Source organism: Longimicrobium sp., from assembly GCF_036399255.1.
GTDB lineage: Bacteria > Gemmatimonadota > Gemmatimonadetes > Longimicrobiales > Longimicrobiaceae > Longimicrobium.
This window is the reverse complement of sequence record NZ_DASWNM010000043.1, coordinates 1-11,907: the sequence shown is the minus strand read 5'-3', so window position 1 is coordinate 11,907 and position 11,907 is coordinate 1. Positions and strand designations below refer to the sequence as shown.

Annotated in this window: 6 protein-coding genes; 3 read left to right on the top strand and 3 right to left on the bottom strand. The window is 71.0% G+C overall.

Annotated features, from left to right (window positions below; all coding sequences use genetic code 11):
- Window positions 1-1,129 precede the first annotated feature (1,129 nt).
- Entirely contained in the window at window positions 1,130-2,029 is a 900-nt protein-coding gene (locus VGC13_RS07335; protein ID WP_331124579.1) for a hypothetical protein, read from the bottom strand.
- Window positions 2,030-2,260: 231 nt separating this feature from the next.
- Between VGC13_RS07335 and VGC13_RS07330 the strand changes: the two genes are divergently transcribed.
- Complete coding sequence (locus VGC13_RS07330) at window positions 2,261-3,226, top strand: alkaline phosphatase family protein (RefSeq protein WP_331124578.1); 966 nt, start codon at window positions 2,261-2,263, stop codon at window positions 3,224-3,226.
- 598 nt (window positions 3,227-3,824) lie between these two features.
- Here VGC13_RS07330 and arsN2 read toward each other — a convergent pair.
- Both arsN2 and VGC13_RS07320 read right to left on the bottom strand, forming a co-directional pair.
- Entirely contained in the window at window positions 3,825-4,271 is a 447-nt protein-coding gene (gene arsN2, locus VGC13_RS07325; protein WP_331124577.1) for an arsenic resistance N-acetyltransferase ArsN2, read from the bottom strand.
- Between the two features lie 230 nt (window positions 4,272-4,501).
- Window positions 4,502-5,548 (bottom strand): hypothetical protein, encoded by a 1,047-nt coding sequence (locus VGC13_RS07320; protein WP_331124576.1) that lies wholly within the window; start codon window positions 5,546-5,548, stop codon window positions 4,502-4,504.
- Window positions 5,549-5,895: 347 nt separating this feature from the next.
- On the opposite strand from VGC13_RS07320, the gene gpmI reads away from it, so the two are divergent.
- Window positions 5,896-7,470, top strand: coding sequence for a 2,3-bisphosphoglycerate-independent phosphoglycerate mutase (gene gpmI / locus VGC13_RS07315; RefSeq protein WP_331124575.1), 1,575 nt, complete (start codon window positions 5,896-5,898; stop codon window positions 7,468-7,470).
- A 579-nt stretch (window positions 7,471-8,049) separates the two neighbouring features.
- Window positions 8,050-11,166 carry a S8 family serine peptidase gene (locus tag VGC13_RS07310; protein WP_331124574.1) on the top strand — a complete coding sequence of 1,039 codons (3,117 nt, stop codon included), beginning with the start codon at window positions 8,050-8,052 and terminating at the stop codon, window positions 11,164-11,166.
- Window positions 11,167-11,907 lie beyond the last annotated feature (741 nt).

Sequence of the window (11,907 nt, the reverse complement as noted above, 5' to 3'; positions counted from 1 at the left end):
TCCGCCCGTGTCGTAGCCGCAAGGTAAGTACGGGCTGCCGCGTCTGACCTCCAGCAATCCGACAGTAGATTCCTCGGCCCTGCAACCTCTGGTGTGAAAGCAGGCTACGGCGTGGCCGGGCCTCGGAATGACAGCGCTGGTAGATCTGCCTGGATGCGCAACGTCGGATTCTTGAACACGCTCTGAGGGAGGCGCACCCCCGGTCCTGTCCGGATGCACCCCAGCCTGAAGGCCGGCCGAAGAATCTGCCGGATGGGCGCAGCATCGCGTCGGCTACGCCGGGTTCGCGCGAGAGGCCCGCCCGTTTCCGACGGAGATTCTTCGGTCGGCGCACAGAGCCGCTGCGCGTCCCGGACGGCCCGGAGCGACGCCTTCCTCAGAAGGACAGTGATCGTCCGCACCCACTGTCTTGCGGCTTCGGTATGAAGTCAGTCGCCCCCGCGGGCGCCCCGGAAGCCGGGGTCCGCGGGGGCGATGTTTTTTCGCGCCTGATTTCCGGCGCTACGAGAGCGTATGAAGCGCGATCAGCCACGTCTTCCCCGGGCAGATGCGCGGGATCGACACAGCCTGGCGTTGATGATGATGGAATGGATCGCGAAGCAAACGACGGCAGGTGGAATCAGCGGCTCACGTACCTGGGTGTCGCTCGGCTCATCCTCCGATCGCGACCCATCCGCTGACCCGATGGCCGCTGCCCAGCATCAGGCCGGACCTCCCGCTGGGCCGGCGCTGGTGGCCGCTGCCGAACATCAGACCCGATCGCTCGCTGGGCCGGGGGGCGCGCTGGTGGCCGCTGCCGCGGTAGCCGCCGCCGATCATCGTCCGCCTCCGACGAAGCCACCGGACCCGTACGTGCCGCCACCAGCGCGGTTCCCCGATCCGCCGAGAAATCCGCCACTGCGGTTGCCGGACCCCAGGCCAAGGCCGGTGCGGTTGCCGGATCCGCCGAGATATCCACCGCTGCGGTTGCCGGAACCGCCAAGGGTTCCGCCGGTGCGGTTGCCGGATCCCAATACCAGACCGCCGCTTCGCTTCATGGGGCTCACCGCCGTTCGGAAGGTTTGTGGCACACGAAACACGAAACGATGTAGTGCTCGCCCGGCCGCGACGCAAGCCTGGCGTCGGCGCGTTACGCGCTCAGGGTGCCGTCGTGGGGAAGCGGCATGGCCGCGTGCTGCGCCTGGGGGGGCGCGGCACCGGAGCTCAGCAGGGTGTCCATCTGCGCCGCGGACACGCGCGGGGCGTGCATCAGCTCGCGGAACTCGTAGACGATCACCCCTTCGTCCGTCACGCTGCTGGCCACGCGCAGGCCGTCTTCCAGCGAGTTGAGCACCTTTTCGGCGCGGGGCATGGGCCAGTTGAGCGCCGCGGCCACGTCCGTCACCGTCAGCACGCCGTTGCGGCCGGACGCCAGGCGCAGCACCGGCTGCTGCAGCGCCACCAGCAGCGCCGCGCGGCGCTCCTCGCGGGCGCTGTTGGCGCCGCGCCACATCGCCGCGCCGCCCACCGCCGACACCACGCCGGTCATGAACGCCCCGGGCTCGCCCTCGCCCAGGCCCACCATCATCAGAATGAAGGCAAAGGCGAACAGGATGTAGGCCCCGATGCGCATTCCCCGCGCGTCCTCCGACACCTCACGCTCCGGGCCGGCGTGCACGGGAACGCCCGTGCGCTCCGACGACGCCGCCAGGGCGCGCACGCGCTCGCTGCGCTTGCCCCACGACACGCCGCACCGCGGGCACACGCGGTAGTCGTGGCGCATCCAGTAGTACACCAGCCCGCCCGCGCCCATGAAGGGCAGCGTCATCAGCGCCAGCAGCAGCGCGCCCAGCACCGGCCCGCCGCGCGAAAAGTAGCTGACCCCCTCGCCCTGGAAGCCGCAGTTGGGGCAGGTAAGGTGGGCGAGCGGCGCCAGGCCGGCACCCGAAGGCGCGGAAAAGCTGACGGTGGTGGTGGCGGTGACGCCGTAGTTGGCCGGCTGCTGCACGGGCGCGCCGCACGTGTCGCAGCGCGTGCGGCCATCGGGCACCTTGGACCCACAGGTGGAGCAATACATCCCCTTGATTCCCTCCACGCCGCCCCGGGAGGAGCGGCGGAATCGTCCAATCGAGCGAACTTCGCCGGTTCAGGGCGATGATACGCGGACCGGCCCGCGAAAGATTCACGCTCGCGCGCGCAGGCTTTTTGCCACGCGGCACACGGCTGGCTACAAGAGTGTAGCGCAAGACGATACGACCTTCAACCCTGACGTTGCGGAACCATGCGGATGAACCGGGCGCGGCGCACGGCCGCGCTGCTCGCCTTGATCCCCCTGCTGGCGCGCTGCGCGCCGTCCAGCATTCCGGCGTACGCGCCGGAGCGGGCCGCGGCGCCCACGCGGCACGTCATCGTCATCTCCATCGACGGGCTGCGGGCCGACGCCATCGAGGCGTCCGGCGCCACCAACCTGCAGCGGATGATGCGCGAGGGCGCGTACTCGCTGGACGCGCGCACCATCATGCCCAGCCGCACGCTGCCCTCGCACACCAGCATGATCACCGGCGTCTCGCCCGAGGTGCACGGCATCACCTGGAACGACGAGCAGGTGGATGCGCAGGGGCGCGTGCGGGTTTCCACCATGTTCGACATGGCCGACAGCGCGCACCTGCGGACGGCGGCGTTCTTCGGCAAGGCCAAGTTCCGCCACCTGATCCACCCCGACGCGCCCGACGAGGCAGAGGCGCCGCGCGGGCTGGAGATCGTGCTGGCCCCGCAGATGACCCAGAACGTCATCCACTACCTGCGCTTTCACCAGCCGGACCTGCTGTTCGTCCACATTCCGGACCCCGACATCGCGGGCCACAGCACGGGGTGGATGGGCACGCCGTACCGCTGGGCCGTGCGCCGCGCCGACGCGGCCGTGGAGCAGATCCGGCGCGCGGCGGTGGAGCGGTTTGGCGGGGACGTGGTGATGATCATTACGGCGGACCACGGGGGCCGCGGCCGCGACCACGGCACCGACGCGCTGGAGGACGTACGCATTCCCTGGATTACCTGGGGCGCCGCCGTGCAGCCGGGCGAGCTGCCCACCGGCATCCGCACCATGGACACCGCCGCCACCGCCCTCTGGCTGCTGGGCGTCCCCGTCCCCGCGCGCTGGGAAGGCCGCCCCGTGGCGCAGGCGTACCGCGCGGCCCCCGCGGCGACTCCGGCCGGCGCGGCCCCGGCGGGTGCGGCCACGCAGTAGCGGGAGGCAGCGACGGCAGGCCTTGTCTCGGCGGTTGATGCCCGTTGCGATTCCAATCCGGCAACGTGCGTCCGCCCGCTGGAGCGAATGAATTCGCCGCGGGAAAATCGCAAAGTCCGCCTGCGCGGACTCGGCGGCCCGGCCATATCCGGCATCCGAAGCACCTGCGCGTCCGCAACCCGGCGATCGCCGAATTCCGATCCGCAATGGGCATAAACCGCGGCTGCAGCATCACCAGATCCGCCTTCGTGGATTGCAGCCGCGGCTGCCGAACCCCTGTAGTTTCGGCGCCGTACAAAGTCTGTCATTCCGAGGCCCGGCCACTCCGGACCGTCCCCCGCGCCGCAGGTCGCAGGGCCGAGGAATCCAGCCTCGGCCGCTTGGAGGGCAGTCGCGGCAGCCCCGCACCGGCTTCGCGGCCACGACGGAGCCGGACACAGCCGGCCGCGGGTGTGGCGCGCCGACGCCAGCCACGAGCAGCCCGACAGTAGATTCCTCGGTCGGCGCCACGGTACCGTGCGAGTGCCCAGCCTCCTCGCGGAGCCTCCCTCGGAATGACAGATGTGGGCGTTCAGGGAGAAGGATCGGAGTCTCCCACCTACACCGCCGCCGGAACCAGCGCCTTCGACATGCAGGCGGCGCTCGCGGGGCAGATGCCGCGGAACTCCGGCGTAGCGGCGATCGCGTCCGGCACCGCCGCGCGATCGGCGCGGGCGTATCCGCGGCGCGCAAAGAAGTCCTCCGCCGTCGTCGTCAGCAGGTAGAGCGTGCGGATGCCGGCGGACGCGGCCCGCGCCTCGAGCGCATCCACCAGCCGCGCCGCCAATCCCCCGCCCCGCCGGCCTTCCGATACCGCCAGCGAGCGCAGCAGCCCCGCATCATCCGCCACCTCCATCCCCACCACCCCCGCGATCCCATCCCCGTCCCGCAGCACCAGGAAGTGCCGCAGGTGCTCCGGCGTCAGGTCGTCGTGCGGGAGCGCGGCGTCGGTGAGCAGGCGGACGATCGCGGGGAAGTCGGAGGCGCGGGCGGACTCGGCCGTCATGGAGTGCGTGAGTGCGTGAGTGCGTGAGTGCGTGAGTGCGTGAGTGCGTGAGTGCGTGAGTGCGTGAGTGCGTGAGTGCATACGGGGACGATGCGGTGGATCTCCTCGTGTGGCAACGGACCGGGGACGAAGCGAGGCCGGCCCCCGCCTGGGAAGCCGGCCCCTTTCACACCGCCGTTACTCCCGCACTCCCGCACTTCCGCACTTCCGCACTTCCGCACTTCCGTCCGCTACCACCGGGCCGGGTTGCCGCGGACGTCGATGTGGATGAACGGGCCGTGGGCGCCGTTGTCGCGGTAGATGCCGGCGCCGCCGGTAAGCTCCGGGTGGCGGCGCTCGATGCGGTCGACGGCGCGCAGGATGACCCGCGCGTCCTCGGTGTCGCGGCGGCCGTCGCCGTTCAGGTCGTCCATGTAGCCGTCGCGGTCGTTGTCGATCCACACGTCGCTGGCGTCGCCGTAGGTGTGGCGGCTGAGCTGCGCGCGGCCGCCCTCGCCCACCCCCTGGTCGTTGTACGCCGGGGTGCGAAAACCGCTCATCACCGCGATGTGCTCGGCGCGGATGCCCATGGCGTTGAGCTCCTGGATCACCAGCTCGAGCTTGTCGATGAGCTTGAGGTCAAGCGCCAGGTACTTGGGCCACACGCTGAACTGGTCCTTCGTGAGGAAGTTGCGCAGGCGAAAGTGCTCGCTGACCTGCAGGTCCTGGTTTTCGGGGGTGACCTCGATGAAGCCGGCGGGGGGCGCGTAGCGGTCGAAGCGGCCGGAGCTCTCGGTGCTGTAGGTGCCGATGCGGTAGCCGTTCAGGTAGCCGTTGCGCTTTTCGCTGAAGGGAACGCGGGTGATGACGGCCAGGTCGTTCAGGTCCTCGCTCCACCCCGGCGCCCGCAGCCGCAGCCGCCAGATCCCCGCCTGCGCCGGCGCGCGCAACCCGTGCATCAGCTGCCCCTCGCCCAGCAGCGAGCGCATGGACGTGCCCGCGAACGGCTCCCAGCGGTAGGCCACGTCCAGCGGGCTGGTGTTGACGTCGGCCCACTCCAGCGGAAGCTCCAGCGGGCGGTTGGGGTCGGTGACCACCGCGCGCAGCTTGCCGCTGGTGCCGAATGCGCCGCTGGCCAGCCGCACCGCGTCCTCGGCGCCGTGCCGCACCACCCGCCCGGGCGACTCGTTCGACCACGTAAGAGGCGGAAGGGCGGGGCTGGGGACGTAGGCACCCAGGGTTCCTCCCGCAATGGCGAGAGCGGCGAGCGTGGCGGCGGTGCGGCGGGCGGGCTGCATGCAAACTCCTGTGCTGCGGACGTGCGGAACTGCGGACAAAACCGGGTGCGCAAGCGCCCGGAGCGAATGTCGGTTTCAGGATCAGGGATGTTCAGCGGACCGGCGCCGGCGTTGCGGCCGGTGCGTCATTGCAGACGCGGGGGTCCGGCAGGGCCGCGCGGGCGCGATGGCTGCGCGGCGGTCGGGTGCGGCGAAAACTGGGTCCTGCGCCGCAATGCACGGGTGCGCCGGGGTGGCGAAACACTCCTGGCGCGGCCTAGTTTGCTCGTGCGTGCAACGGGATGGCGCCAAGATAGGTCCATCCGGTCGATCGTGTCAATACACTTATCCGCCGCCCATACTGCAACATGCCTGATCCCACGCCCCCCGCCGGCCGGCCGCGCGTCTGCCTGGTGATCCTGGACGGCTGGGGGCTGCGCGAGCCCACCCCCGACAACGCCGTCACTTCGGCGAATGCCCCCACCTGGAAGCACCTGTGGGAAGAGGGGCGCTACCCCCGCGCCCGCCTGACCACGCACGGCCCCGCCGTGGGGCTGCCGGAGGGGCAGATGGGCAACTCGGAAGTGGGCCACATGAACCTGGGCGCGGGGCGCGTGGTGATGCAGTCGCTGCAGCGCATCGCCACCTCCATCCAGTCCGGCGAGTTCGCCGAGAACCCCGTCTTCACCGATCTGCTGCGCGGCACCGTGGAGCGCGGCGGCACGCTGCACCTGATGGGGCTCATCGGCCCCGGCGGGGTGCACGCGGTGGACACGCACCTGCTGGCGCTTACCGAGTTGGCCGCCGCGCACCGCGTTCCCCGCGTGCGCCTGCACGTCTTTCTGGACGGCCGCGACACGCCGCCGCGCTCCGCGCACGGCTACCTGTCGGAGCTGCTGGGGCGCTGCGCGGGGGGCGAGGGGTGCGGGGTGGCCACGGTGATGGGGCGGTACTGGGCCATGGACCGCGACCAGCGGTGGGACCGCACCGAAAAGGCGTACCGCGCCCTGGTGCGCGGCGAGGGCCAGCCCGTGCGCGACGCGGCGCAGGCCATTGCCGGCGGGTACGCCGCGGGCGAGACGGACGAGTTCTTTCAGCCGCGGGTGGTGGTGGACGAAGCGGGCACGCCGCTGGGAACCATGCGGGACGGCGACGCGGTGATCTTCTTCAACTTTCGTTCGGACCGCGCGCGCCAGCTTTCGCGCGCGCTGGCGGCGGACGCGTTCGACGGCTTTGACCGCGGCCCGGACCGCCCGCGCATTCGCCTGGCCACCATGACGCAGTACGACGAGGACTTTTCCCTCCCCGCCGCCTTTCCGCCGCAGCCGCTGAACGACAAGCTGAGCGACGTGCTGGCCGCGCACGGCCTGGCCAGCTTTCGCACGGCGGAAACGGAAAAGTACCCGCACGTCACCTACTTCTTCAACGGCGGCATCGAGGACCCGCCCGCCGGCGAGGACCGCCGCCTGGTTCCCTCGCCCCGCGTGCCCACGTACGACCAGCAGCCGGAGATGAGCGCGCCCGACGTGACCCGAGGGCTGGTCGAGGCGATCCGCTCCCTGAAGTACGACGTGCTGGTCTGCAACTTTGCCAACCCCGACATGGTGGGGCACACGGGGGTGATGGAGGCGGCGGTGCGGGCAGTGGAGGCGGTGGACGCGGGGGTGGGGCAGGTGCTGCAGGCGTGCCGCGACACGGGGACCACGCTGCTGGTCACGGCGGACCACGGCAACTGCGAGCAGATGTGGGACCCGCAGACCAACGGCCCCCACACCGCCCACACCACCAACCCCGTGGGCATCGTCCTGGTGGAGCCGGAGGGGCGCGGGACGGCGTCGGGGATGGACGACGGCGCGCTGTGCGACGTGGCGCCCACCATCCTGGGGCTGATCGGCGTCCCCCAGCCGGCGGCCATGACGGGGCGCGACCTGCGGAAGAGATAGGAAGGCGGTCCTCCTGTCTTCTCCGGTGTCCTCCGTGTAATCGTGATACCGAAGCCGCGGAAACAGAACCTTCATGAAGTACAGAGGAACAGAGTCAGACAGAGAAAGCGAGCTGAAATATCATCTTGCTCCTCTGTCTGACTCTGTTCCTCTGTACGATTAATTTCTTTTTCTGGATCTGGTATGAGGATGAGACGGCCTGTGGGGGAATGCACAATCGAGCCGGGAATCTGGTGTGAGAGTAGATCCTCCGGAAGTCACGCGCTTGCGTGCCCGCCCCGTCCCGGTGTTTGCCCCGTCCCCCTCACTCCCCGAAGCGGCTGCTACGTTCCGGTGAGGCAGTTCCATTGCCGAAATGGGACCGATTGATTATTCTCCCCGCGGCACCGGTCCAGGTGCCGCCCCCGCCTGCGCAGCTCCGTCGGCTTTTTCCTGAAAACACGCGAATACGGCACGGGTTTCCGTGTCCGGCGCCGTTCCCCGTTGTCCCCTCGACGGACCGCACCCCCCGGCCGCAGGCGCATCCCCATCCTTGATCCGGAGCACCACCACATGGGTCAGCCACAAAGATTCCTTCCGTTGGTCCCCCTGGCGCTGGCGGCCGCGCTCGCGGCGTGCGACCAGCGCGGCGCCGAGCTTCCCACCAATGCCCGCGCCAGCGCGGGCGGGGTGGAGCTGGCGCCCCTGATCGCGGCGGGAGCGGACGCGGTGCCCGGCCGCTACGTGGTCGTGCTGCACGGCAGCCAGGTGAGCACCGCCAACGCGGTGGCCCGCGAGGTGGTGGCGGCGCACGGCGGCAAGGTGCACCACACCTACGGCACCGCGCTGAGCGGCTTTGCCGCCACGCTGCCGGCGGCGGCGGTCGAGGAGCTGCGGCGCAACCCGCGGGTGGCGTACGTGGCGCAGGACGGCAAGGTGCGCAAGAGCACCACGCAGACCGGGGCCACCTGGGGGCTGGACCGCATCGACCAGCGCACGCTTCCCCTGAACACCACGTACACCTACACCCCCACCGGCGCGGGCGTGCGCGTGTACGTGCTCGACACCGGCATCCTTACCGCGCACACGCAGTTCGGCGGGCGCGCCAGCGTGGGCGCCGACTTCATCGGCGACGGCTACAACGGGCAGGACTGCGACGGGCACGGCACGCACGTGGCCGGCACCATCGGCAGCACCACCTACGGCGTGGCCAAGGCCGCGCAGCTGGTGGCGGTGCGCGTGCTGGACTGCTATGGCGACGGCACGTGGTCCGGCGTGATCGCGGGCGTGGACTGGGTGACCGCCAACGCGCAGAAGCCGGCGGTAGCCAACATGTCGCTGGGCGGCGGCCTGTACGCGCCGCTGAACACGGCCGTGCAGACGTCCATCGCCTCGGGCGTGGTGTACGCCGTGGCGGCGGGCAACGAGAGCTCCGACGCCTGCGGCGTGTCGCCGGCCAGCACGCCCAACGCCATCACGGTGGGCTCCACCACCAGCACCGACGTGCGGTCGTCGTTCTCCAACTGGGGCAGCTGCGTGGACCTGTTCGCGCCCGGAAGCAACATCACCAGCACCTGGCACAGCGGCACCACGGCCACGAACACGATCAGCGGCACCTCGATGGCCTCGCCGCACGTGGCGGGCGTGGCCGCGCTGTACCTGCAGGGCAGCCCCACCGCCACCCCGGCCACCGTGGCCGCGCAGATCCTGGCCAGCAGCACCTCGGGGCGGGTGACCGACCCGGTGGGCTCGCCCAACCGGCTGCTGTTCTCGCTGCTCACCCTTCCGGCGCCGGGGGCCGCCATCGAGCTGAACCCCTCGTCGCTCTCGTTCACCTTCGTGCGGCCGGTGGCCAGCGCGACGGCCGCGGCGGGCGTGTCGGCGGACGCCCCCGCGCAGCCGTTCCAGTCCGCGGGCACGGCGCCGTCCAAGAAGGCCGGCACCCCGTCGGGGGCCGAGGGCCAGCAGGTGGGCAGCAGCACCGTGCTTTCCGGCGGGGTGACGCTGTCGAACACGGGGACCACGGCGCTCAACTGGACGGCCGCCGGGAGCCAGCCCTGGCTGGCGATGGACCCGTCCAACGGCCGCCTGACCGAGGGCTTTACCGCCCGGCTGAGCGCCAACGTGAACTCGGCCGCGCTGGCGGCGGGCACCCACACGGCCACCCTGACGGTAACGGACCCGGCGGCCCCCACCCCCTCGGCGCAGGTGGCGGTGACGGTGAACATCGTGTCGCCCACCCTCCTGGCCGTGGGCACGCCGCGCACCGGGCTGGCGGGCGCGGCCGGCAGCCAGCAGTTCTACGCGGTGCAGGTGCCCACGGGGGCCACCAGCCTGCGCATCGCCACCACGGGCGGCACGGGTGACGCCGACCTGTTCGTGCGCTATGGCGCCATCCCCACCACGAGCACGTTCGACTGCGCGTCGGGCGCCGCCTACAATGACGAGAGCTGCGAGGTGACGTCGCCGCTGCCGGGGACGTACTACGTGATGGTGTACGGGTTCAGCGCGTACTCGGGCGCCACGCTGGCGGCCACCAGCGGCGGCCCGCCGGCCGCGCCGCTGAACCCGACGGTGTTGGCCGCCTCCACCAGCGCCATCCGCGTGGGCTGGGCGGACGGCAGCGTGAACGAGACCAGCTTCAACGTGTGGCGCCGCATGCTGTCGTCCAACGGCGTGTGGAGCGGGTGGACGGACGTGGGCACGACGGCGGCCAACGCCGTGGTCTACCTGAACACGGGCGCCACGGCGGGGGTCACCTACCAGTACCAGGTGCGCGCCTGCAACGCCGCGGGCTGCTCGGCCTGGCTGCAGACGCCCACGGTGTCCATCGCCACCGCGCCGCCGTCGGCGCCGTTCAACCTGGTGGCCGCCGTTACGTCGGGGACCAGCGCCGCGCTCACCTGGACGGACGGGAGCGGTGACGAGACGCTCTTCAACATCAGCCGCGCGCAGCGCAACGCGGACGGCACCTGGCCCGCCTACACCCCCCTGACGTCGGTGGCGGCCAACGCCACCAGCTTCAACAGCACGGGGCTGGTGGCGGGGCAGGCCTACCGCTACATCGTGCGGGCCTGCAACCCGGCGGGCTGCTCCCCCTGGGCCACCAGCAACATCGTCACCCCGCCCACCCTGCCGGCCGCCCCGCCGGCGGTGACGGGGACGGTGACCTCCGGCAGCAGCATTCGCGTGCAGTGGACGGACGCCAGCGCCAACGAGGCCTCGTTCGTGGTCTCGCGCGCGCCGGTGAGCAGCGCGGGGGTGGTGGGGGCGTTCACCGACATCGCCACGCTGGCGCCCAACCAGGTGCTGTTCAACAACACCGGGCTGGCCGTGGGCGCGTACCGCTACCGCATCCGCGCCTGCAACGCGGCGGGCTGCTCGGCGGGCACCGTCAGCGCCACGCTGACCATTCCGCCGGTGCCGGCGGCACCCGGAAGCCTGGCGGCCACCCCGCTCAGCGCCAGCCAGCTCCGGCTGACGTGGACGGACCCGGGCGCGGTGGAGACGTCGTTCCAGGTGTATCGCGCCCTGCGCAACCCCGACGGCACCTGGCCCGTGTTCGCCGTGGTCGCCACGCCGGCGGCCAACGCGGTGCTCCACACCGACACCGGGCTGCTGGCGGGCCGGGCGTACCGCTATCAGGTGCGCGCGTGCAACGTCTCCGGCTGCTCGGTCTTCGCCACCAGCGCCATCGTCAGCACGCCGGCCAGCTGACGGCGGACGGTCCCCGGCCCGGGAGCGGATCCCCGGGCCGGGCACCACGCGCAGGGAATCCCGTGGCGGAGCGATCCGCCGCGGGATTCTTTTTCGGTCGAGCCGGGGCCCTGACAGGGAATAGGGAATAGGGAATAGGTTACAGGGGACAGCCGGCAACGGCGGGCCGGATGCCGCTGGTGCTGGCCCAGGTTCGGTGAGCAAGGGTCTGCGCAGCAGGGGGGAACTCACACGGCGTCGACGGAGTTTTCTCGTGCCGTTCCGCGGCTCTCGCGGGTCGGCGTCTGGTGGAGGTGAGCGGAGGCATGGCGCGCCTGTCGGCGAAGCACGAGCCGGCGTGGGCGTCCGGGAACGGGCGAGGGATGGAATGCGGGAGGGAGCCATCCGCGTTTTTTCGGGAGGGATGACGATGGGCGGATCGTCTAGGAGGGTGTTGCCAAACCTTCAAGCTCGCCACGAAGCGGTGACTTCCTGAGAGCGTGTTTAAGAATCGGACGCTGCGCATCCAGGCAGATCTACTAGCGCTGTCATTCCGAGGCCCGGCCACGCCGTAGCCTGCTTTCACACCTGAGGTTGCAGGGCCGAGGAATCCCCTGTCGGTTTGCTGGAGGGCAGACGCGGTAGCCCGTGCTTACCTTGCGGCTACGACACGGGCGGACAGGGCCAGTGCCGGAGCGGTGCAGCGGGGCACCAGCAGCAGACAGTAGATTTCTCAGTCGGCGCGCAGGATTTCGTGCGAGC

Bases quoted from the DNA above. Each gene is read 5' to 3' on its own strand.
- VGC13_RS07330 (WP_331124578.1), top strand. From the start codon at position 2,261: ATGCGGATGAACCGGGCGCGGCGCACGGCCGCGCTGCTCGCCTTGATC.
- arsN2 (WP_331124577.1), bottom strand. From the start codon at position 4,271: ATGACGGCCGAGTCCGCCCGCGCCTCCGACTTCCCCGCGATCGTCCGC.
- gpmI (WP_331124575.1), top strand. From the start codon at position 5,896: ATGCCTGATCCCACGCCCCCCGCCGGCCGGCCGCGCGTCTGCCTGGTG.
- VGC13_RS07320 (WP_331124576.1), bottom strand. From the start codon at position 5,548: ATGCAGCCCGCCCGCCGCACCGCCGCCACGCTCGCCGCTCTCGCCATT.